Here is a 22069-nt window from a genome sequence, read left to right on the forward strand (position 1 = left end):
CTCTGAGAAGGAACTTGATTGTGATGGATGCATTTGTACGTACCGGGCCTCTTATGGAAGCGACCAGCTATCCCAAGTGGGCTCAAAAGCTGATCCGCGACTGTAGCGAGAGCAAGCGCCGTGTCGTCGAGCATGAGGTTTATGCACGCATGCGTGATAACACGCTGAGCCCGACAATCATGCGGTTGTACCTCATTGGCGGATGGCCGGTGGTAGAACAGTTTTCGTTGTACATGGGGCATAACCTGGGGAAAACCCGTTATGGGCGTCATCCCGGGGAAGACATGGCCCGCCGTTGGCTGATTCGCAACATTCGGGTCGAACTGAACCACGCCGATTACTGGGTCAACTGGGCCAATGCCCATGGCGTCAGCCTTGCTGACATGAATGCCCAGGACATACCGTTCGAGTTTCAGGCGCTGAACGACTGGTGCTGGCATACCTGCACTGCGGATTCGCTGGCGGTATCCATGGCCGCGACCAACTATGCCATTGAAGGCGCCGTGGGCGAGTGGGCTGCAGTGGTGTGTTCGCAAAACGTTTACGAGGAGTCGCTGCCGGCAGAAGGGCGCAAGCGCGCCATGAAATGGCTGAAGATGCACGCTCAGTACGATGATGAGCACCCTTGGGAAGCGCTGGAGATTATTTGCACCCTGGCGGGGATGAATCCCAGTGAAGCGTTGCAAACCGAGCTGCGTAAAGCCGTTTGCAAGAGCTATGACTACAAGTATCTGTTTTTGCAAAGCTGTCTGCAGTATGAAAAAAAGCCGGTGGTGCGCAAGCGTCCGGAATTGGTTGAGGGCTGATCCCGGGGGATTGACTTGCCCGGGTCTATAAAAAAACCGCAGCTGGCATTCATTCGCCAGCTGCGGTTTTTTTGTTGGCCGATTCGTTATTGCGCGTCGAATGCCTGGCCGTTTACGCCGGTGCTGTCCGGCCCCATCAGGTACAGGTAAACCGGCATGATGGCTTGTGGTTCCGGGTTGTTCAGCGGGTTCTCACCCGGGTATGCCAGGGCCCGCATGCTGGTGCGGGTCGCGCCCGGGTTGATGCTGTTGGAGCGTACGGCTGCCACGCCATCGACTTCGTCGGCCAGGGTTTGCATCAAGCCTTCGGTGGCAAATTTCGAAACCCCATAAGCCCCCCAATAGGCGCGGCCTTTGCGGCCTACGCTGCTGGAGGTGAAAATAACCGATGCGTCTTGGGACAATTTGAGCAGTGGCAGCAGGGTGCTGGTGAGCATAAACATGGCGTTTACGTTTACCTGCATAACCCGCATGAAGTTTTCGCCCGAGAGTTGTTCCAGGGGCGTGCGCGGACCAATGATCGAGGCGTTGTGCAGCAGGCCGTCAAGGTGGCCGAACTCGTTTTCGATCATGGCGGCCAGCTCATCGTATTGATGGGGCTGGGCGGTTTCGAGATTGAAAGGAATGACTGCGGGTTGCGGGTGGCCAGCAGCTTCTATTTCGTCGTACACCTGGCTCAGATTGGACTCGGTTTTACCCAGCAGCAGCACGGTAGCCCCGTGCGCGGCATAGGTTTTGGCTGCTGCAGCGCCGATGCCGCGGCCGGCACCGGTAACCAGAATCACCCGGCCCTGAAGCAGGTCGGGGCGAGCGGAATAATCAAACATAAAAAACCTCAACAGAAATCAAAGATCGTTCTGCGCCCGCTGTCAGCAACTGCACATCGCGTTATCCAGTACTTTGCGCAATTCGCTCGGGTGGTCGACCACTACGTCGGCGCCCCAGTGGTCGGGGTTGTCGTCGGGGTGAATGTAGCCAAAGCGTACGGCGGCGGTCTTGGTACCGGCATCGCGGCCGGATTCGATGTCGCGAAGGTCATCGCCGACAAACAAAACGCTGGCCGGGTCAAGGTTGAGCATCTTGCAGGCGAGAATCATTGGCTCGGGGTCGGGTTTGCTGCGGCTCACGTGGTCCGGGCAGATCAGTACCGCAGAGCGTTCCGCCAGGCCCAGCCGCTCCATGATTGGTTGGGCAAAGCGCACGGGCTTGTTGGTCACGACGCCCCAGACCAGGTGGGCCTGTTCAATGTCGGCCAGCAGTTGCTCCATGCCATCGAACAGCTTGGTGTGTACCGCACAGTCCTGTTGATAGCGCTCGAGGAATTCAAGGCGCAGTTCCTCGAACCCCGGTGCTTCAGGGTCCATGCTGAAGGTCACTGCGACCATGGCCCGAGCCCCGCCGGAGATCTCGTCGCGAATCAGCTTGTCGTCAATGGGCGCTAGCCCGCGATCGGCGCGCATGGCCTGGCAGATGGCGATAAAGTCCGGCGCGGTATCGAGCAGGGTGCCGTCCATGTCAAAAAGAACTGCTCTTAAACGCATGGGTCACTCCTCGCGAAGGGTCTGGATCATGTAGTTGACGTCGACATCGGCGCCCAGCTTGTAGTGCTTGGTCAGCGGGTTGTAGGTCAGGCCGGTGATGTCCTTGACGCTCAGGCCGGCCTGGCGGCTCCAGGCACCCAGTTCGGAAGGGCGGATGAATTTTTTGAAGTCGTGGGTCCCGCGCGGGATCAGCTTCATGATGTATTCAGCGCCGATAATTGCGAACAGATAGGCTTTCGGGTTGCGGTTGATGGTGGAGAAGAACACTTGGCCGCCCGGCTTGACCATGCGGTAGCAGGCGCGGATTACGGATGCCGGGTCTGGCACGTGCTCGAGCATTTCAAGGCAGGTAACGACGTCGAACTGCCCGGGCATTTCGTTGGCCAGCTCTTCAGCCGTGATCTGGCGGTATTCAACATTCACGCCCGATTCAAGCTGATGCAGTTGTGCCACTGCCAGCGGCGCTTCGCCCATGTCTATGCCGGTTACGGTTGCGCCGCGCTGGGCCATGGACTCACTGAGAATGCCGCCGCCGCAGCCGACGTCGAGCACTTTTTTCCCGGCCAGCTGCACGCGTTCGTCAATCCAGTTCAGGCGCAGCGGGTTGATGTCGTGCAGGGGTTTGAACTCGCTTTCACGATCCCACCAGCGATGGGCAAGCGCTTCGAATTTAGCGATCTCGGCGTGGTCGACGTTGCTCATGGGTAAATCCTCTAAAGCTGAAAAATCCTGGTATTACTTCAGGCACAGGCCTGAAGGTCTTGAATCAATGGGGTTGGCTGCTGATGCGCTGGCCCCAGGCCTTGGCGGTTGCGCAGAGCTGTTGCTCGTCCATTCGGGTCAGTTTGCCATCATCGAGCAAGTGTTTGCCCCCGACCCACAGGTGTTTTGCACAGTCGCGGCCAGTGGCGTAGATCAGTTGCGAGACAGGGTCGTAAACCGGTTGCTGGGCCAGCCCGCTCAGATCGAAAGCTACCAGGTCGGCAGCTTTGCCGGGCTCGATCGAACCGATGTCATTATCCAGGCCCAGTGCCCGGGCTCCGTTGAGCGTTGCCATGCGCAAGGCGCGATGGGCGTCCAGTGCGGTGGCCGAGCCTGCCACGGCTTTGGCCAGCAGTGCGGCGGTGCGGGTTTCGCCCAGCAGGTCTAGATCATTATTGCTGGCAGCACCGTCGGTGCCAACCGCGACATTGACCCCTGCCAGCCACAAACGCTCGACCGGGCAGAAGCCGCTGGCCAGTTTGAGGTTGGATTCGGGGCAATGAATCACGCTGGCGTTGCTTTCTACCAGCATTGCCAGGTCGGCATCGCTGATCTGGGTCATGTGCACGGCCTGAAAGCGTGGCCCCAGCAAGCCCAGTCGGGCCAGGCGGGCTATCGGGCGTTCGGCATGTTGCTCGACGGCCTGTTGCACTTCGAAAGCGGTTTCGTGGACGTGCATCTGGATTGCAGCATCCAGTTCATCGGCCATTACCCGGACTTTTTCCAGGTTCTCGTCGCCCACGGTATAGGGGGCGTGCGGTCCGAAGGCGATTTTGATCCGCGGATGGTGCTTCAGGTCGCCAAACAGCTCGACGGCCTGGCGCAATGCTTCATCGGCCGAGCTTGCGCCGGGAATCGGAAAGTCGAGAACCGGAATGGCGATTTGGGCACGAATGCCACTGTTATGCACGCGCTCGCAGGCGGTCCGGGGGTAAAAGTACATATCGCTGAAACAGCTGATGCCGCCCTTGAGTTGCTCGGCAATGGCCAGATCGGTGCCGTCGCGCACGAAGTCTTCATCCACCCATTTGGTCTCGGCGGGCCAGATATGCTGTTCCAGCCACGTCATCAATGGCAGGTCGTCGGCCATGCCGCGGAACAGGGTCATGGCCGCGTGGCCGTGGGCATTGACCAGACCGGGGGTGAGCAACATGTCAGGCAGCTCACGGGTTTCGCGGGCGGTATGTTTCAAGGCTTCGAGGCGCGGGCCGATGAACACGATGCGCCCGTCCGCGATGCCCACCCCATGGTCCTTGAGTACCACCCCGGCTGGCTCTACGGGCACCAGCCAGGTGGGCAGCAGCAACAGGTCGAGGGACAGGGGCAGGGTGGGCATCGAAAACGGCTTCCAGTGCGATATTAAAAGGAGGCGAAGTATACCCGAGCGTCTTAAAGGTGGGCTCGCTATAATCGGCGGCTTTGTATCTGTGTGATAGGGGTAGGCATGCGCGATCGACTGTTGGCGGCAGAAAAGGTAAAGGCCATCGATTGGCGGGGTGAGGCCCTGTACCTGCTGGATCAGCGCAGTTTGCCTTTTGATGAGAGCTGGCTGGCCCATACCAGTGCCGAAGCAGTGGCCCAGGCTATTCGCGCCATGGTGGTGCGTGGTGCACCGGCGATCGGCATCGCAGCTGCGTATGGCGTAGTGCTTGCGGCGCGTGTACGCAAGGCTGCGGGTGGCGATTGGGTCGGGGCGCTGGAAGAGGACTTCGCGCTGCTGGCGGACGCCCGGCCCACCGCAGTGAATTTGTCCTGGGCACTCAATCGCATGCGTGATCGTTTGAATCGTGCCAAAGCCAGGGCCGATGTTCTGCACATACTTGAGGCCGAGGCTGTGGCGATTCATGAAAGTGATCGCGAGGCCAATCTGACCATGGCGCAGTTGGGCGTCGATGTGATTCGCCGTCATCAGGGCAACGCTCAGACCGTACTGACCCATTGCAACACCGGTGCCCTGGCCACGGGCGGTTTTGGTACCGCGCTGGGCGTGATTCGGGCTGCCTGGCTGGAAGGCATGATCGAGCAGGTCTACGCCGACGAAACCCGGCCCTGGTTGCAGGGCTCGCGACTGACTGCCTGGGAGTTGGCGAATGAGGGCATCCCGGTGGTGCTCAATGCTGACTCGGCTGCGGCACACATCATGAAAACCAAGGGCGTGACCTGGGTGATAGTCGGCGCTGACCGGATCACTGCCAATGGCGATGTGGCAAACAAGATTGGCACTTACCAGCTGGCGGTAAATGCCATGCATCACGGTGTGCGCTTTATGGTGGTGGCGCCAAGTTCAATCATCGATATGGAGCTGGCCAGTGGTGACGACATCCCTATCGAGGAGCGTGACGCCAGTGAGTTGCTGGAGGTGGGCGGCCACTGTGTCGGTGCGCCTGTGCAGACATTCAATCCGGTATTTGATGTGACACCGGCCGATCTGATCGATGTGATTGTTACCGAGAAGGGCATCGTCGAGCGTCCGGATGCGGCAAAAATGGCGCAACTGATGTGTCGCAAGCGATTGCATTGATAAATTGCACCTGCAGGGGTTGGCGAAGGTTGCGCCGGGTTGCAAGGCCGCGCTGTTGTTGAAGGTCCTGCGTACCTGATTGCAGCCTGCGTTTGCAGCTGCAGAATCTGCTCTGCTTACCCCTTGAATCGCTTCCAGAGCCTCTCTGGGCACGCTCAGGCCCACAACCTGTCCAATTACTACGCTCCATGCGCATCTGGGGGATAGGTGCGTAGCGGCGTTTGTGATAACATTCGGCGGTTTCCAGGGTAGTCCGCAAGGGTTGCCCTTACTGCGCAAATCCGTGGCATAACTCGTTGATTTGTCGTAAGTCGCTGCATGGCACTTGGTCAGCAGCGGCGAGCTTCGTTCGTCCCGAATGGATGTGGCGAAGTTTCACCCGAAAAAGGAATCAGGCTTCTCATGGGCGAACTGGCCAAAGAAATCCTCCCGGTCAATATCGAAGACGAGCTGAAACAGTCCTATCTCGACTACGCGATGAGCGTAATTGTCGGGCGGGCACTGCCTGATGCACGCGATGGCTTGAAGCCCGTGCACCGGCGTGTGTTGTTTGCGATGAGCGAACTGAACAACGACTGGAACAAACCGTACAAGAAATCTGCCCGTGTGGTCGGTGACGTAATCGGTAAGTATCACCCGCATGGTGATACCGCGGTTTACGACACCATCGTTCGAATGGCTCAGCCATTCTCTCTGCGCTACCTGCTGGTAGACGGTCAGGGCAACTTCGGTTCGGTCGACGGCGACAACGCTGCGGCCATGCGATACACCGAAGTGCGCATGACCAAGTTGGCCCACGAACTGCTGGCTGACTTGCACAAAGAGACCGTGGACTGGGTGCCGAACTACGACGGCACGGAAATGATCCCGGCCGTCATGCCGACCCGTATTCCCAACTTGTTGGTCAACGGCTCCAGCGGTATCGCTGTGGGCATGGCCACCAATATCCCGCCGCACAACCTCGGTGAAGTGATCGACGGTTGCCTGGCGCTGATCGACAACCCGGAACTGAGCATCGATGAACTGATGCAGTTCATTCCGGGCCCGGACTTCCCGACCGCAGCAATCATCAACGGTCGCGCCGGCATCATCGAAGCCTATCGCACCGGTCGTGGCCGCATTTACATGCGTGCCCGCTCGATGATTGAAGACATCGACAAGGTCGGTGGCCGTCAGCAGATCGTGATCACCGAGCTCCCGTACCAGTTGAACAAGGCGCGCTTGATCGAGAAGATCGCCGAGCTGGTTAAAGAGAAGAAGCTCGAAGGCATCACCGAACTGCGTGACGAGTCCGACAAAGACGGTATGCGTGTTGTAATCGAACTGCGTCGCGGTGAAGTGCCGGAGGTTATTCTCAATAACCTGTATGCCCAGACCCAGTTGCAAGCGGTGTTCGGTATCAACATCGTTGCGCTGATCGACGGTCGTCCGCGGATCCTCAACCTTAAGGATCTGCTGGAAGCCTTCGTTCGTCACCGTCGTGAAGTGGTTACCCGTCGTACTGTTTTCGAACTGCGCAAAGCCCGTGAGCGTGGCCACATCCTTGAAGGTCAGGCGGTTGCCCTGTCCAACATCGACCCGGTCATTGCATTGATCAAGGCTTCGCCAACTCCGTCTGAAGCCAAGGAAGCGCTGATCAGCACGCCTTGGGAGTCCAGTGCGGTAGTGGCGATGGTCGAGCGTGCCGGTGCGGATTCGTGCCGCCCTGACAACCTGGATCCGCAATACGGCCTGCGTGAAGGCAAGTACTTCCTGTCGCCAGAACAGGCGCAAGCCATTCTTGAGCTGCGCTTGCACCGTCTGACCGGTCTTGAGCACGAGAAGCTGCTGGCCGAGTACCAGGAAATCCTCAACCAGATCGGTGAGCTGATCCGCATCCTCAATAGCGCCGTGCGCCTGATGGAAGTGATCCGCGAGGAGCTGGAAGTCATTCGTGCGGAATACGGCGACGTTCGTCGTACCGAAATTCTGGATCACCGTCTCGACCTGACCCTCGGTGACATGATTCCGGAAGAAGAGCGTGTGGTGACCATTTCCCACGGTGGCTACGCCAAGACCCAGCCATTGGCTGCGTACCAGGCTCAGCGTCGCGGCGGTAAAGGTAAATCGGCTACTGGCGTCAAGGATGAGGACTACATCGCTCACCTGCTGGTTGCCAACAGTCACACCACGCTCTTGCTGTTCTCCAGCAAAGGCAAGGTGTACTGGCTCAAAACCTACGAAATCCCTGAAGCATCCCGTGCTGCGCGTGGTCGTCCGCTGGTTAACCTGCTGCCGTTGGGTGAGGGTGAATACATCACCACCATGCTGCCGGTGGAGGATTACACCGAGGGGCACTTCATCTTTATGGCAACCGCTAACGGTACCGTGAAGAAGACCCCGCTCGAATCCTTCAGCCGTCAACGCAGCGTGGGCTTGATTGCGCTGGAGCTGGACGAAGGTGACGTACTGATCAGTGCCGCGATTACCGATGGTGAGCGCGAAGTCATGCTGTTCTCCGATGGCGGCAAGGTGACTCGCTTTAAAGAGTCCGACGTGCGTGCCATGGGTCGTACGGCCCGCGGTGTTCGCGGCATGCGTCTGCCAGAAGGTCAGAAGCTGATTTCGATGCTGATTCCTGAAGAAGGCAGCCAGATCCTCACCGCTTCGGCGCGTGGTTATGGCAAGCGGACAGCGATCAGCGAGTTCCCTGAGTACAAGCGTGGCGGTCAGGGCGTTATCGCCATGGTCAGCAACGACCGTAACGGCCGTCTGGTCGGTGCCGTTCAGGTGCTTGATGGCGAAGAGATCATGCTGATCTCCGATCAGGGCACCCTGGTGCGTACCCGTGTCGATGAAGTGTCGAGCCTGGGTCGCAATACCCAGGGCGTCACCTTGATCAAGCTGGCCAGCGATGAAACGCTGGTCGGGCTGGAGCGGGTTCAGGAGCCGTCGGAAGTCGAAGGTGAAGAGCTTGAAGGTGAGGTCGATGGTGGTGTTGAGCTCGATGACGAGGTCATCCACGATGGCGTCGACGACGAGCAGCCGCTAGAGGCTGGCGCTGACGAAGAAGAGCCGCAGGAATAAGCGGGTACACAGGGGGCGGATGAAGATTCGCCCCCTTGTTGTATGTGTGGAGGCGATATTGCTCGCGATGAGTGACTGTTGCACCGCAGTCGCCTGCAAGCCCTCACATTGAACAATGTGTCGATAATTGATTTATTGCGTGACCCACCAAATCAGAGTGAGAGTGGATGTGAGCAAACGAGCCTATAACTTCTGCGCAGGTCCTGCTGCGCTGCCTGAAGCTGTCCTGTTGCGTGCCCAGTCCGAGTTGCTCGACTGGCATGGCAAGGGCCTCTCGGTCATGGAAATGAGCCATCGCAGCGATGAGTTCGTGTCCATTGCGACCAAGGCTGAGCAGGATCTGCGTGACCTGCTGTCTATTCCCTCGAACTACAAAGTCCTGTTTCTGCAGGGTGGCGCAAGCCAGCAATTTGCCCAGATCCCGCTGAATCTGCTGCCGGAAAATGGCAAGGCGGATTACATCGATACCGGTATCTGGTCGCAAAAAGCCATTGAGGAAGGTTCGCGCTTTGGCCACATCAATGTGGCTGCCAGCGCCAAGCCTTACGATTACTTCGCGATTCCCGGTCAGAATGAATGGAACCTGTCGAAAGACGCGGCCTACGTTCATTACGCGCCCAATGAAACCATTGGCGGCCTGGAATTCGACTGGATTCCGCAAACGGGCGATGTGCCGCTGGTTGCCGACATGTCTTCTGACATTTTGTCGCGTCCGGTCGATATTTCCCGCTTCGGCATGATCTACGCCGGCGCCCAGAAAAACATCGGTCCGAGCGGTATTGTGGTCAACATCATTCGTGAAGACCTGCTGGGCCGGGCGCGCTCGATCTGCCCGACGATGCTCGACTACAAGGTCGCGGCAGACAACGGCTCGATGTACAACACGCCTCCGACGCTGGCCTGGTATCTGTCCGGCCTGGTGTTCGAGTGGCTCAAAGAGCAGGGTGGTGTAGAGGCCATCGGCAAGCTTAACGAAGTCAAAAAACGCACTCTGTATGACTTCATTGACGCCAGCGGCCTGTACAGCAACCCGATCAACAAGACCGACCGCTCGTGGATGAACGTGCCGTTCCGTCTGGCTGACGATCGTCTCGACAAGCCGTTCCTGGTGGGTGCTGAAGCGCGCGGGTTGTTGAACCTCAAAGGGCATCGCTCGGTGGGTGGCATGCGGGCTTCGATTTATAACGCTGTGGACATTACTGCGGTTAACGCGCTGGTGGCTTACATGGCAGAGTTTGAGAAGGAACACGGCTAATGTCCGAGCAAGAGCTTAAGGCGCTGCGCGTGCGCATCGACAGCCTGGACGAAAAGGTTCTGGAGCTGATCAGCGAGCGTGCCCGCTGCGCCCAGGAAGTGGCGCGGGTAAAAATGGCAAGCCTGGCTGAAGGCGAAGTGCCGGTATTTTATCGGCCCGAGCGTGAGGCTCAGGTGCTCAAGCGGGTAATGGAGCGCAACAAAGGTCCGTTGGGTAACGAAGAGATGGCGCGTCTGTTTCGCGAAATCATGTCTTCGTGCCTGGCGCTGGAGCAGCCACTGAAAGTGGCTTACCTCGGGCCGGAAGGTACCTTCACCCAGGCTGCAGCAATGAAGCACTTCGGGCACGCGGTCATCAGCAAGCCGATGGCGGCGATCGACGAGGTGTTTCGTGAAGTGGCGGCAGGCGCCGTCAACTTTGGCGTGGTGCCGGTGGAGAACTCCACTGAAGGTGCTGTGAACCACACGCTGGACAGTTTTCTCGAGCACGACATGGTTATCTGTGGCGAAGTTGAGCTGCGGATCCACCATCACCTGCTGGTCGGTGAAAACACCAAGACCGATAGCATCAGCCGTATTTACTCCCATGCCCAGTCGCTGGCCCAGTGCCGTAAGTGGCTGGATGCGCATTATCCGAACGTCGAGCGAGTTGCTGTGTCGAGCAATGCCGAGGCGGCCAAGCGGGTCAAGGGTGAGTGGAATTCGGCAGCGATAGCCGGCGATATGGCTGCAGGCCTCTATGGTTTGACCCGGCTGGCGGAAAAAATTGAGGATCGCCCTGACAACTCGACGCGATTCTTGATGATCGGCAGTCAGGAAGTGCCGCCGACCGGCGATGATAAAACATCGATTATCGTGTCAATGAGCAACCGTCCGGGCGCCCTGCATGAATTGCTGGTGCCGTTCCATGAGAACGGGATCGATCTGACACGTATCGAGACGCGTCCTTCGCGTAGCGGTAAATGGACCTATGTATTCTTCATCGATTTTGCTGGCCATCACCGTGACCCTTTGGTCAAAAGTGTTCTGGAGCAAATCAGTCAAGAAGCAGTGGCGCTTAAAGTGCTGGGTTCCTACCCGAAAGCGGTTCTCTGAGGCGGTCATACATGAGCGGTGATTTTCTCGCCCTGGCGCAGCCGGGCGTACAACAACTTTCGCCTTACGTCCCGGGCAAGCCTGTGGATGAGCTGGCGCGTGAGCTGGAGATTGATCCGGCCACCATCGTCAAGCTGGCGAGCAATGAAAATCCTATGGGGGCAAGTCCGAAGGCGCTGGAAGCCATTCGCAATGAACTGGCGGAGCTTACTCGCTATCCGGATGGTAACGGTTTTGCCCTCAAGAGCTTGCTGGCTGAGCGTTGCGGTGTGCAACTCGATCAGGTGACCCTGGGCAACGGCTCCAACGATATTCTGGAACTGGTGGCTCGGGCCTATCTGGCGCCGGGCCTGAATGCCGTGTTCAGCGAGCATGCCTTCGCGGTGTATCCGATTGTGACCCAGGCGGTGGGTGCACAGGCGCGAGTAGTGCCGGCCAAGGACTGGGGGCATGACCTGCCTGCCATGCTTGAGGCGATTGACAGTGATACCCGGGTGGTTTTCATCGCCAATCCGAATAACCCTACCGGGACCTGGTTTGGTGTCGATGCACTGAACGAGTTTTTGCAGGACGTCCCCGAGCGGGTTCTGGTGGTGCTGGACGAGGCCTATATCGAATATGCGGAAGGCGGCGAGCTGCCGGACGGTCTGGAGTTTCTCTCGGCCTATCCTAATCTGCTGGTCTCTCGTACGTTTTCCAAGGCTTATGGCCTGGCTGCCCTGCGGGTTGGTTATGGCCTGTCGACAACGGTTGTGGCGGATGTGCTGAATCGGGTTCGTCAGCCCTTCAATGTCAACAGTCTGGCGCTGGCTGCGGCCTGTGCTGCACTGCAGGATGCTGACTATCTGGCTGAAAGCCGCCGTCTTAACGAGGCGGGCATGCAGCAGTTGCTGGACGGTTTTCGTGAGCTGGGTCTGGGCTGGATTCCATCCCGCGGTAATTTCATTGCGGTGGATCTCGGTCAAGTGGCTGCCCCGGTTTATCAGGGGCTGTTGCGCGAAGGTGTGATCGTGCGTCCGGTGGCCAATTACGGTATGCCGAACCACCTGCGCATCACTATTGGTCTGCCGGCGGAAAATACCCGTCTGCTTGAGGCGCTGGCCAAGGTTCTTGCTTGTGGTTGATGTAATGTCCTTGAAATCTGTAAAGCCTGTTGTGGGTCGGCTGGTGGTTGTCGGGCTCGGCCTGATTGGTGGCTCCTTTGCTAAAGGCATGCGCGAGAGCGGGTTGTGCGCTGAGGTGGTCGGAGTCGATCTGGACCCTGCGTCGCGCGCCCTGGCTGTAGAACTGGGTGTGGTTGATCGCTGCGAAGCTGATCTGGCAGTCGCCTGCTGTGGTGCTGATGTCATCCAGCTGGCAGTGCCGATTCTGGCCATGGAGAAAGTGCTCGGGTTGCTGGCGGGCATGGATCTGGGGTCGGCCGTTCTGACTGATGTGGGGAGTGCCAAGGGCAATGTCGTGCGTGCTGCGACTCAGGCCTTTGGCGGCATGCCGCCACGCTTTGTTCCCGGGCACCCGATTGCCGGATCCGAGCAAAGTGGTGTCGAAGCCTCCAATGCGGTTCTGTTTGAGCGGCACAAGGTTATTTTGACCCCCGTGGCCGAAACCGACTCCGGGGCGCTGGCCCTGGTGGACGCAATGTGGCGCGCTCTGGGGGCGGACGTCGAGCATATGCAGGTCGAACGCCATGACGAGGTGCTGGCTGCAACCAGTCATTTACCGCATCTGCTGGCATTCGGGCTGGTGGACTCTCTTGCCAAGCGCAATGAGAATCTGGATATCTTTCGTTACGCAGCGGGAGGTTTTCGCGATTTCACAAGAATCGCAGGAAGCGACCCGGTAATGTGGCATGACATTTTTCTCGCGAACCGCGAGGCGGTGTTACGTACATTGGATACATTTCGCAGTGATCTCGACGCCTTGCGCGATGCGGTCGATGCGGGAGATGGGCATCAATTGCTGGGCGTCTTTACCCGCGCCCGGGTTGCTCGCGAGCATTTCAGTAAAATCCTGGCCCGCCGGGCATATGTGGACCCTATGAATTCAAATGATCTGATTTTCCTGGCTGAGCCAGGTGGCAAGGTAACTGGCAAGATTCGTGTACCTGGTGACAAGTCCATTTCTCACCGTTCAATCATGCTTGGTTCTTTGGCTGAAGGTACAACCGAAGTCGAAGGTTTCCTTGAGGGCGAAGACGCTCTGGCAACCTTGCAGGCATTCCGTGACATGGGTGTGGTGATTGAAGGCCCGCATCATGGGCGCGTGACTATCCATGGTGTGGGGCTGCATGGCTTGAAAGCTCCGCCAGGCCCGATTTACCTGGGTAATTCCGGAACCTCGATGCGTCTGTTGTCGGGTTTGCTGGCTGCGCAGAGCTTTGATACGACCTTGACCGGCGATGCTTCGCTGACCAAGCGCCCGATGAATCGTGTGGCTAATCCGCTGCGCGAAATGGGGGCGGTGATTGAGACTGCTGCCGAAGGTCGTCCGCCGATGACTATTCGCGGCGGTCACGCGCTTAAAGGGATGGATTACACCCTGCCGATGGCCAGTGCCCAGGTCAAATCCTGCCTGCTGCTGGCGGGTTTGTATGCTGAAGGCAAGACCTCGGTCACTGAGCCGGCGCCAACCCGTGATCATACCGAGCGCATGCTGCGTGGCTTCGGCTACCCGGTCAGTGTCGAGGGTGCCACGGCTTCTGTTGAATCAGGCCACAAGCTCACGGCTACCCACATTGAAGTACCTGGCGATATTTCATCCTCGGCGTTCTTTTTGGTGGCCGCCTCGATTGCCGAAGATTCCGATCTGGTGCTCGAGCATGTCGGCATCAACCCGACCCGCACCGGCGTTATCGACATCCTGCGTTTGATGGGGGCGGATATCACCCTCGAGAACCAGCGCGAAGTGGGTGGCGAACCTGTAGCTGATTTGCGTGTGCGCGCAGCCAGGCTTAAAGGTATCGAGATTCCTGAAGAGCTGGTACCGCTGGCGATTGATGAATTCCCGGTACTGTTCGTGGCGGCGGCAGTGGCCGAAGGTCGCACGATCCTGCGCGGCGCTGAAGAACTGCGGGTCAAGGAGTCTGACCGGATTCAAGTCATGGCTGACGGCTTGCTGGCGCTGGGCGTGAAGTGTGAGCCAACTGCGGACGGTATCATTATCGATGGTGGCTCCATTGGTGGCGGGGAAGTTCATGGTCACGGTGACCACCGCATTGCGATGGCATTCAGCATCGCTTCTCTGCGGGCAACGGCTCCCATCCGTATTCACGACTGTGCCAATGTCGCGACTTCGTTCCCTAACTTCCTAGCCCTGTGCAAGCAGGTAGGCATTCGCGTAGCGCAAGAGGTGCAGTCGTGATGGTCCCGCCGGTTATCACTATCGACGGCCCAAGCGGTTCCGGCAAAGGCACCGTGGCTGGCAAGCTGGCCAAGAGCCTGGGCTGGAATCTGCTGGATTCCGGTGCCCTGTATCGTTTGCTGGCATTCGCTGCGAGCAATCATGGCGTTGCTCTGGATAACGAAGCCTTGCTCGAGAAACTTGCTGCGCATCTTGATGTGCAGTTCGTCGGAGCGACGGACGGCAAGCATGCGCGCATTATTCTGGAAGGTGATGACGTTACTCACGCGATTCGCAGTGAGACCGTTGCTGCCGGGGCTTCCAGAATTGCCGCCTTGCCGGCTGTTCGTGAGGCTTTGCTGCAGCGTCAGCGGGCATTTCAGGAACTTCCCGGTCTGGTTGCCGATGGTCGCGACATGGGAACTGTGGTGTTTCCGGACGCGCCGTTGAAGATATTTCTGACGGCTAGCGCGGAGGAACGTGCCCGTCGCCGTTACTTGCAGTTGAAGGCCAAGGGCGATGATGTTAGTCTCTCGGGTCTGCTAGATGAGATTCGTGCCCGCGATGAGCGTGATACGCAGCGTGCAATAGCCCCGCTTAAACCGGCGGCTGATGCAATACAGCTGGACTCCACGGAGTTGTCGATCGAGCAGGTGCTTGAAAGAATCATGAGTGAAATCGCCCTGCGCGATATCACTGGATGACCAAGAAAGCGTGCAGGAGACCAGAAATAGTCCTGCATGCCTTCTTTTATATGAACGTAACCCACATTGTCTGGAATGTGGCAGATGGGCGTATCCTTCGCCCTTGATCAACAGGAATTAAAATGAGCGAAAGCTTTGCAGAACTCTTTGAAGAAAGCCTAAAAACCCTGAATCTTCAGGCTGGCTCTATCATCACCGCTATCATCGTTGATATCGATTACCAAGCTGGTTGGGTAACCGTTCACGCTGGTTTGAAGTCTGAAGGCCTCATCCCGCTGGAACAGTTCCACAACGACGCTGGCGAACTGAACATCAACATCGGTGATGAAGTTCACGTTGCGCTGGACGCGGTCGAAGACGGCTTTGGCGAAACCAAGCTGTCCCGTGAAAAAGCCAAGCGCGCTGAATGCTGGATCGTTCTGGAAGCAGCCTTCGCAGCAGAAGAAGTTGTCAAGGGCGTTATCAACGGTAAGGTTAAAGGCGGCTTCACTGTCGACGTTAACGGCATCCGTGCGTTCCTGCCAGGTTCTCTGGTTGACGTTCGTCCAGTGCGCGATACTACGCACCTGGAAGGCAAAGAGCTGGAATTCAAGGTCATCAAGCTGGACCAGAAGCGCAACAACGTTGTTGTTTCGCGTCGTAGCGTGCTTGAAGCAGAGAACTCGGCCGAGCGTGAAGCTCTGCTGGAATCCTTGCAGGAAGGTCAGCAAGTTAAAGGTATCGTTAAAAACCTCACGGATTACGGCGCATTCGTCGATCTGGGCGGTGTTGACGGCCTGTTGCACATCACTGACATGGCCTGGAAGCGCATCAAGCATCCTTCCGAAATCGTCAACGTTGGCGACGAGATCGATGTCAAGGTTCTGAAGTACGATCGCGAACGCAATCGTGTTTCCCTGGGCCTGAAGCAGCTGGGCGAAGATCCATGGGTTGCTATCAAAGCCCGTTACCCAGAAGGCACTCGCGTTACCGCTCGTGTTACCAACCTGACCGACTACGGCTGCTTCGCTGAGCTGGAAGAAGGCGTTGAAGGTCTGGTACACGTCTCCGAAATGGACTGGACCAACAAAAACATCCACCCTTCGAAAGTCGTACAAGTCGGCGACGAAGTGGAAGTTATGGTTCTGGACATCGACGAAGAGCGTCGTCGTATCTCCCTGGGCATCAAGCAGTGCAAATCTAACCCATGGGAAGATTTCTCTGGCCAGTTCAACAAGGGCGATAAAATCTCCGGCACCATCAAGTCGATCACCGATTTCGGTATCTTCATTGGTCTGGACGGCGGCATCGACGGCCTGGTTCACCTGTCCGACATCTCCTGGAACGAAGTTGGCGAAGAAGCCGTACGTCGTTTCAAGAAGGGCGACGAGCTTGACACCGTTATCCTGTCTGTTGATCCAGAGCGTGAGCGCATCTCCCTGGGTATCAAGCAGCTGGAAAGCGATCCGTTCTCCGAGTACGTACAAGAGAACGACAAAGGCGCAATCGTTAAGGGCATCGTGAAAGAAGTTGACGCTAAAGGCGCCATCATCACTTTGGCTCCGGATATCGAAGCAACTCTGAAAGCCTCCGAAATCAGCCGTGACCGCATCGAAGATGCACGTAACGTTCTGAAAGAAGGCGAAGAAGTAGAAGCCAAGATCATCAGCGTTGATCGCAAAAGCCGCGTAATCCAATTGTCCATCAAGTCGAAAGACGTTGAAGACGAGAAGGAAGCAATTCAGAGCCTGCGCGACAAGCCAGCTACCTCTGAGCCTGCTGCTGGTCCGACCACTCTTGGCGACCTGCTGCGTGCACAAATGGAAAAACAGAACTAAGTTCTGATTTACCATAGAAAAAGGGCGACTTAGGTCGCCCTTTTTTGTGCCTGAAATTTGAGCTGGCCAGGCTTGGCTCGCCAGCACAGCCCCGGCCCTGGGGGGTGGCCTGATACAGGCCTTATGGGGCAGCGCTATACGAGACGTATATGATTGATGGAATTCCTGAGCCGCAGGCTTGCAGCGTCGTCTGCAGCTGTCAGCGATCGCCAGAGCGAGGCTAAAGAGCCTGCGGCAGTGGTTATGGGTTCAAGGTGGCGGTCGCATGCCTGTTTTTCTGCTCTGCTGGCTGTTTGGCATCTATCTGATGCCTTTAAAGATAAGTCAATCCCTGGGCTGTTCAAACCCTTTCGATCATGCTAAAACCTTTGAAGCGCTGATCTAGCTGCTTGAAAAAGAAGGGAAAAATATGACGAAGTCGGAGTTGATCGAACGAATTGTCACCCATCAAGGGCTGCTTTCATCCAAGGATGTAGAGTTGGCTATCAAGACTATGCTTGAACAAATGTCACAGTGTCTGGCGACCGGGGATCGAATTGAGATCCGTGGCTTTGGCAGCTTCTCGCTGCACTATCGTGCGCCGCGTGTAGGCCGTAACCCAAAGACCGGCCAGTCTGTCAGCCTCGATGGCAAGTTTGTTCCTCATTTCAAGCCGGGCAAAGAGCTCCGGGATCGAGTTAATGAGGATGAGGAAGACGATATTTAATCCTTAAGGACCTAGGAGTTACTGATGCGTGACTTTAAACGTGCAGTGTTGGGGGTGTTCGCCCTGGCTGTTATTTTCGGGACTGTAATATTTATCCTCGAAAACCAGCAGCCTACCTCATTGATGTTTTTGGGGTGGCGTTCGCCTGAGTTGCCAGCATCGCTATTTTTTATCGGTGCCTTACTGCTTGGCATGCTCTTCGGCCCGGTATTGGGGTTTGTGGTCTATAAGCGAAAATCTGCGAAACTAAAACGCAGCCTGCTGGCCCATTCGTAGGCCTTTTTACATATTGATTGTGTCTTAGCGCAGACAATGCGGCCGGGAGAGGGCTGCAGCGCAGGTTGAGAGCTCAAATGTAAATGGCACACTACAAAATTCATGTCGCGCCCCATAGATTTATTACACTTTGTCAGGCTTGTATAGTTTCGAGATACTGGCAAAATGCTTCAGATTCTCGATGTACAGTTATTTTTATGCTTCTTCAGGTGTGCATGAAGCTAAGGCCTGATGTTAGAAAGTTATATAAGCGCGTATGAAAATCGCTGCATAACGAGCCCGCAGTTTCTTTTAGAAGGCAGGTCTTGGTTGTGAGTAGTCTCTCCCGTATCCCGAATGCTCCTTCGTCCAATGAAGTGGATTTACTCCCTTTGTTTTTGATGGTCTGGCAGCAGAAAAAAATCATTCTTGCTACGGCTGCTCTCTTTGGTCTGGTTGCTTTGGGCTATGCTTATTTAAGTACGCCTGAATATCAGGTGAGTAGCGTTCTGCGCCCGGCAGCCATCAACGAGCTGGATGCACTCAATCGATCGGGTGTATACACCCTGCCTCCCAATGAGGCTCTGTTGAAAGTAGGGTCGTCGCTGGAGTCATACGATAATCGACTGGGTTTTTTCCGGAGCAATCAAGAGCTATTCACTCAATTCAAGCGTCCGGGGCGCACCCTTGAGCAAAGCTTCGAAGATTTCAATCGCAACTCGCTAAAGCTGATTTTTCCTGATTCTAAAAAAGCGGATTCCCAGAACGCTGCGATTAGCATGGAGTTGACATATCCCGGGGGAGTGGACGGGGTAAAGATCCTCAATGGCTTTGTCGATTACGCCATTGATGCAGAGCGTAAGCAAATTGCCGCTGACCTCAAGGTTATCGTCAATAACCGTTTGACCGAGCTAAAAGGCAAGCTGGACGCAGCCCGCTCCAGCTATGAGATAGACAAGGAGGCGCGCATCGCCGCCTTGAACGAAGCCGACAGCATAAAGCGTGCGCAATTGCAGGATGAGCTCAAGGCGTTGCGTCAGCAACTCAAGGTTGTGCGCACTGATCGTATGGCGCAACTGAGTGAGGCTATTGGCATCGCGAGGGCCTTGAATATTCAAAAGCCTACCACGCCCTCGGCGTTGGGTGATTCGGCTGGCACTCGCGGATCCAGTAGTATGCGAACCGAAATCAGCAATCAGCAAATCCCCTTGTATTTTATGGGTACAGAAGCGCTTGAAGCAGAACGGACCGTTCTGCAGCAGCGCAAAACTGACGATTTCACCGAGGGGCGCGTAGCCCAGATTGCCCGAGAGCTGCAACTGTTGCAAAGCAACCGTGAAGTTGAAGCACTTAAGCAGCGTCAAAATGAAGACCTGTTCTTAAGTGGTGTAGAGCCGTTGCGCGCTGAAATTGTGCGTTTGGGGAATTTGAGTAACCTCGATAGCAGCAACATGAAGTTGGTCTCAATCGATCGCAAAGCCCTGGAGCCAATGCAGCCAGTCAAACCCAGGAAGGCTTTGCTCATACTGTTGGGTTTGTTGCTGGGTGGCATGCTTGGCGTGTTGATTGTTTTGGTCAGGTACTTTGTGGCTACGCGTCAGCAGGGGTGACCCTGTAGGGTTCGCTCCGTTAGCGGACACATAAGGCAATGGGAAAGTCCTGCAAAACGATCAGCACTAATGCAGTTTTTGGTAGATGATTATCAGGGCGGTTTTATGGGGTATTTACCGATATTTGTGGCCATGAGAAAGCAAGCCGCTGGCTACTTAAAGTGGCTTCAGAAGTGTTGCGTTTGGTCTCTTAAAGCGCGATTAGTTTTGTTCAGGTGCTTACATCAATGTCAGCCTGTGCGATGATTAAATTTTACGTTGCAAATGTATTTATGCCCTTTTGGCGGGGCTTGCCCTAGGCAAGGCCACACTGGTGCTTTCGGTAGTGAAATCAGCCCTGTAAAAATCATCACGGAACGCATCCGTTATTGTTTGTCGAGGAATCGAAATGAGTCAAAAGCCGGTATTCGTCACACAGCCTTATCTTCCTCCTCTGGAAGAGTTCCTTCCCTATCTTGAAGAAATCTGGTCTAACAAGATTCTGACAAACTGCGGGCCGATGCATCAAGAGTTGGAGCGGCAGCTGTGCGAGTACCTGGGTGTTGAGCACATTGCGTTGTTTAATAATGGCACCATTGCTCTTTTGACGGCCCTGCAATCTTTGCGTGTGGCTGGAGAGGTAATTACAACGCCTTATTCCTTTGTGGCAACGGCACACTCGCTGTTGTGGAATGGCATCAAGCCTGTATTTGTTGATATTGATCCAACCACATTGAATATGGATCCTGCCAAGATTGAGGCTGCAATCACTCCGCAAACCACCGCGATCATGCCTGTGCACTGCTATGGTCATCCCTGCAATGTAGACGCCATTCAGAAAATCGCAGATGCCTATAACATCAAAGTTATTTATGATGCCGCGCATGCATTTGGTGTTAAGGATGCGGGGGGGAGCATCCTGCGTCACGGAGACTTAAGTGTGCTGAGCTTTCATGCCACAAAGGTGTTCAACACTTTTGAGGGGGGCGCCATTGTTTGCCCTGATGCAAAAACAAAACAACGTATCGATCATTTGAAAAACTTTGGTTTTGTTGATGAGGTGACCGTTGTTGCTCCAGGAATCAACGGCAAAATGAGTGAAGTGAACGCCGCATTTGGCTTGCTTCAGTTGAAGTACATAGACACTGTTATTGCTGAGCGTGGCGACATCGATAAATGTTACCGGCGTGAGCTTGAGGGCGTTCGTGGCATTACAGTAATTGAAGAGTCAGGCCAAAAATCTGCAAACTTCTCATACTTCCCAATTCTTGTAGGGCCGGAATACCCCCTGACTCGCGATGAGCTGTATCAGAAGCTTAAAGATAACAACTTTTTTTCCCGCCGTTATTTCTACCCGCTGATAAGTGAGTTTCCGATGTATCGCGGGATGCTCTCAGCCAGCCCTAAAAATCTCCCTGTGGCAACTGCGATGGCTCTGAAAGTATTGTGCCTGCCCATTTATGCTGGCATCACGGAAGAACAACAGATGGAGATTATTTCGGTAATCAAGGACATCTAGAATCTTAAGTGCTCACCAATAAATTAGGTTATTGTGTTATCTCGCGTCGATGCTCTGATGATTTGGTCTCACGTGAAGCACGGGCCCTTACAGTTGTCTGAGGAGGATATCCTCAAGCTGAGAGGGATCGTTCACAAAGGGAAAAAATTGGCGCGGTTGGGGTCTGGCTGAAACCCTGTGACGACATGCCCGCGTGGGCTCGGTAAAAGTGGTGGCCGAAGGCCGGGGGGTAACCTGAACCGGCTATGAACGTTGTCAATAATGGTTCGGCAAAGGTTTTTTGGGGCTGTTTGATGTGCACCGCTAAGGTGCTCCTGGCAAGCTGGCGGACTATATGACGACCATTGATGAGTGGGCGAAAACAAGCCCTTTGAGCGCCAGTGAGGTGCATCACTGCCTAGTTGAAGAAATCGACATTGCGGTGCGCTTGAATCCCGAGAAAGCGCTCTTAAACATCTCGAGATCGCCCGCAAACGTAGCCGTTACAGCCATTGAAAACCGTGACCCACAGGCTTTCGCCAGGAGCGGTGAAGAGCTTGAGCAACTGATTTGGAAGGCCCAAGAAGGAGAAATTGAATTGGTTTACATGGATGAGACGGACTTCTCTTTGTCATCGTCGGTGCGCAGCGTCTGGATCTGGCGCGGCAAGCCCCGCAACCCTCTGCTAAAGAAAGCAGGCCGTCTCAACGTCATGGCGGCAATACTGAGTTCTGGTGGGTTTTACTTGTTGTGGGCTTGGGGAGCGATGGCATCGCTAGCTTTTGCTGGCTTGTTGAGTCAGTTGAAAATGCGCACATCCATGTCTCCAGTCGTGGTGCTGGACAACGCCTTAACGCATGCGGCGAGAGCGGTGTCGGAGCGGTTCCAGCTTCTTGAGTTCAAAAGGCTGTCCCATGACTTCTTGCCTCATTATTTCCCAGAGCTAAATCGGGTCAAGATACGCTGGGGCAAGATAACGTATGCATGGCTGACTATTCGAAAACATACACGGACAGAGCCACAAAGCTCGCTTGATTGTATCCAGTTCGGATTTAGCAAAGATTACAAGCTGACTTTTTGATGACCGCTTAAGCGCTCAGCTCAGGTTTGCAACGA

The 22069-nt window shown here is 55.9% G+C and carries 19 protein-coding genes; 15 read left to right on the forward strand and 4 right to left on the reverse strand.

Features of this window, described 5'->3' with window-relative positions; translation table 11 throughout:
* Positions 1-20: 20 nt before the first annotated feature.
* Entirely contained in the window at positions 21-806 is a 786-nt protein-coding gene (locus B195_RS07925; protein ID WP_003447075.1) for a TenA family transcriptional regulator, read from the forward strand.
* An 86-nt stretch (positions 807-892) separates the two neighbouring features.
* On the opposite strand, the gene B195_RS07930 is transcribed toward B195_RS07925, so the two are convergent.
* The 4 genes from B195_RS07930 to B195_RS07945 form a co-directional block, all read right to left on the reverse strand.
* A complete protein-coding gene (locus B195_RS07930) occupies positions 893-1633 on the reverse strand; it encodes a YciK family oxidoreductase (RefSeq protein ID WP_003447076.1) in 741 nt (246 codons plus the stop codon).
* 42 nt (positions 1634-1675) lie between these two features.
* Positions 1676-2347 carry an N-acetylmuramic acid 6-phosphate phosphatase MupP gene (gene mupP / locus B195_RS07935; protein WP_003447078.1) on the reverse strand — a complete coding sequence of 224 codons (672 nt, stop codon included), beginning with the start codon at positions 2345-2347 and terminating at the stop codon, positions 1676-1678.
* A 3-nt stretch (positions 2348-2350) separates the two neighbouring features.
* The gene (gene ubiG / locus B195_RS07940) at positions 2351-3049 is read right to left on the reverse strand and encodes a bifunctional 2-polyprenyl-6-hydroxyphenol methylase/3-demethylubiquinol 3-O-methyltransferase UbiG (RefSeq protein WP_003447081.1); all 699 of its coding nucleotides are present in this window, start codon (positions 3047-3049) and stop codon (positions 2351-2353) included.
* 64 nt (positions 3050-3113) lie between these two features.
* Positions 3114-4445, reverse strand: coding sequence for a TRZ/ATZ family hydrolase (locus B195_RS07945; protein WP_003447083.1), 1332 nt, complete (start codon positions 4443-4445; stop codon positions 3114-3116).
* 108 nt (positions 4446-4553) lie between these two features.
* On the opposite strand from B195_RS07945, the gene mtnA reads away from it, so the two are divergent.
* The 14 genes from mtnA to B195_RS08010 all read left to right on the forward strand — a co-directional run bounded on the left by mtnA (position 4554) and on the right by B195_RS08010 (position 22034).
* Positions 4554-5630, forward strand: coding sequence for an S-methyl-5-thioribose-1-phosphate isomerase (gene mtnA, locus B195_RS07950; RefSeq protein WP_003447085.1), 1077 nt, complete (start codon positions 4554-4556; stop codon positions 5628-5630).
* Between the two features lie 402 nt (positions 5631-6032).
* Positions 6033-8696 (forward strand): DNA gyrase subunit A, encoded by a 2664-nt coding sequence (gyrA, locus tag B195_RS07955; protein ID WP_003447086.1) that lies wholly within the window; start codon positions 6033-6035, stop codon positions 8694-8696.
* A gap of 169 nt (positions 8697-8865) precedes the next feature.
* Complete coding sequence (gene serC, locus B195_RS07960) at positions 8866-9951, forward strand: 3-phosphoserine/phosphohydroxythreonine transaminase (protein ID WP_003447088.1); 1086 nt, start codon at positions 8866-8868, stop codon at positions 9949-9951.
* Positions 9951-11045: a prephenate dehydratase gene (gene pheA, locus B195_RS07965; RefSeq protein WP_003447098.1), complete on the forward strand. Its 1095-nt coding sequence runs from the start codon at positions 9951-9953 to the stop codon at positions 11043-11045. The genes serC and pheA overlap by 1 nt, the downstream gene beginning before the upstream one ends.
* A gap of 11 nt (positions 11046-11056) precedes the next feature.
* Positions 11057-12169 (forward strand): histidinol-phosphate transaminase, encoded by a 1113-nt coding sequence (hisC, locus tag B195_RS07970; protein WP_003447100.1) that lies wholly within the window; start codon positions 11057-11059, stop codon positions 12167-12169.
* 4 nt (positions 12170-12173) lie between these two features.
* Positions 12174-14405, forward strand: coding sequence for a bifunctional prephenate dehydrogenase/3-phosphoshikimate 1-carboxyvinyltransferase (locus B195_RS07975; protein ID WP_037001955.1), 2232 nt, complete (start codon positions 12174-12176; stop codon positions 14403-14405).
* Positions 14405-15088 (forward strand): (d)CMP kinase, encoded by a 684-nt coding sequence (cmk, locus tag B195_RS07980; RefSeq protein WP_003447104.1) that lies wholly within the window; start codon positions 14405-14407, stop codon positions 15086-15088. The genes B195_RS07975 and cmk overlap by 1 nt, the downstream gene beginning before the upstream one ends.
* Before the next feature lie 122 nt (positions 15089-15210).
* Positions 15211-16905: a 30S ribosomal protein S1 gene (gene rpsA / locus B195_RS07985; RefSeq protein WP_003447106.1), complete on the forward strand. Its 1695-nt coding sequence runs from the start codon at positions 15211-15213 to the stop codon at positions 16903-16905.
* Between the two features lie 178 nt (positions 16906-17083).
* Complete coding sequence (locus B195_RS22845; protein ID WP_127195908.1) at positions 17084-17290, forward strand: hypothetical protein; 207 nt, start codon at positions 17084-17086, stop codon at positions 17288-17290.
* A 24-nt stretch (positions 17291-17314) separates the two neighbouring features.
* Positions 17315-17611 carry an integration host factor subunit beta gene (gene ihfB, locus B195_RS07990; RefSeq protein ID WP_003447108.1) on the forward strand — a complete coding sequence of 99 codons (297 nt, stop codon included), beginning with the start codon at positions 17315-17317 and terminating at the stop codon, positions 17609-17611.
* Positions 17612-17635: 24 nt separating this feature from the next.
* Complete coding sequence (locus B195_RS07995; protein WP_003447111.1) at positions 17636-17887, forward strand: lipopolysaccharide assembly protein LapA domain-containing protein; 252 nt, start codon at positions 17636-17638, stop codon at positions 17885-17887.
* 311 nt (positions 17888-18198) lie between these two features.
* Positions 18199-19476 carry a Wzz/FepE/Etk N-terminal domain-containing protein gene (locus B195_RS08000; RefSeq protein WP_083912808.1) on the forward strand — a complete coding sequence of 426 codons (1278 nt, stop codon included), beginning with the start codon at positions 18199-18201 and terminating at the stop codon, positions 19474-19476.
* Positions 19477-19864: 388 nt separating this feature from the next.
* A complete protein-coding gene (locus tag B195_RS08005) occupies positions 19865-20974 on the forward strand; it encodes a DegT/DnrJ/EryC1/StrS aminotransferase family protein (RefSeq protein ID WP_003447115.1) in 1110 nt (369 codons plus the stop codon).
* Positions 20975-21308: 334 nt separating this feature from the next.
* Positions 21309-22034, forward strand: coding sequence for a transposase (locus B195_RS08010; protein WP_003447116.1), 726 nt, complete (start codon positions 21309-21311; stop codon positions 22032-22034).
* Positions 22035-22069 lie beyond the last annotated feature (35 nt).

The sequence above is a fragment of the Pseudomonas sp. Lz4W genome (genome assembly GCF_000346225.2).
Taxonomy (GTDB): domain Bacteria; phylum Pseudomonadota; class Gammaproteobacteria; order Pseudomonadales; family Pseudomonadaceae; genus Aquipseudomonas; species Aquipseudomonas paraversuta.

What these genes read in the sequence shown, in the direction of transcription:
- B195_RS07975 (WP_037001955.1), top strand. Translation starts at nt 12,174, where the DNA reads ATGTCCTTGAAATCTGTAAAGCCTGTTGTGGGTCGGCTGGTGGTTGTC.
- gyrA (WP_003447086.1), top strand. Translation starts at nt 6,033, where the DNA reads ATGGGCGAACTGGCCAAAGAAATCCTCCCGGTCAATATCGAAGACGAG.
- ihfB (WP_003447108.1), top strand. Translation starts at nt 17,315, where the DNA reads ATGACGAAGTCGGAGTTGATCGAACGAATTGTCACCCATCAAGGGCTG.
- B195_RS07930 (WP_003447076.1), bottom strand. Translation starts at nt 1,633, where the DNA reads ATGTTTGATTATTCCGCTCGCCCCGACCTGCTTCAGGGCCGGGTGATT.
- B195_RS08005 (WP_003447115.1), top strand. Translation starts at nt 19,865, where the DNA reads ATGAGTCAAAAGCCGGTATTCGTCACACAGCCTTATCTTCCTCCTCTG.
- mupP (WP_003447078.1), bottom strand. Translation starts at nt 2,347, where the DNA reads ATGCGTTTAAGAGCAGTTCTTTTTGACATGGACGGCACCCTGCTCGAT.
- B195_RS07945 (WP_003447083.1), bottom strand. Translation starts at nt 4,445, where the DNA reads ATGCCCACCCTGCCCCTGTCCCTCGACCTGTTGCTGCTGCCCACCTGG.
- ubiG (WP_003447081.1), bottom strand. Translation starts at nt 3,049, where the DNA reads ATGAGCAACGTCGACCACGCCGAGATCGCTAAATTCGAAGCGCTTGCC.
- B195_RS07995 (WP_003447111.1), top strand. Translation starts at nt 17,636, where the DNA reads ATGCGTGACTTTAAACGTGCAGTGTTGGGGGTGTTCGCCCTGGCTGTT.
- cmk (WP_003447104.1), top strand. Translation starts at nt 14,405, where the DNA reads ATGGTCCCGCCGGTTATCACTATCGACGGCCCAAGCGGTTCCGGCAAA.
- B195_RS08010 (WP_003447116.1), top strand. Translation starts at nt 21,309, where the DNA reads ATGACGACCATTGATGAGTGGGCGAAAACAAGCCCTTTGAGCGCCAGT.
- rpsA (WP_003447106.1), top strand. Translation starts at nt 15,211, where the DNA reads ATGAGCGAAAGCTTTGCAGAACTCTTTGAAGAAAGCCTAAAAACCCTG.
- hisC (WP_003447100.1), top strand. Translation starts at nt 11,057, where the DNA reads ATGAGCGGTGATTTTCTCGCCCTGGCGCAGCCGGGCGTACAACAACTT.
- pheA (WP_003447098.1), top strand. Translation starts at nt 9,951, where the DNA reads ATGTCCGAGCAAGAGCTTAAGGCGCTGCGCGTGCGCATCGACAGCCTG.
- mtnA (WP_003447085.1), top strand. Translation starts at nt 4,554, where the DNA reads ATGCGCGATCGACTGTTGGCGGCAGAAAAGGTAAAGGCCATCGATTGG.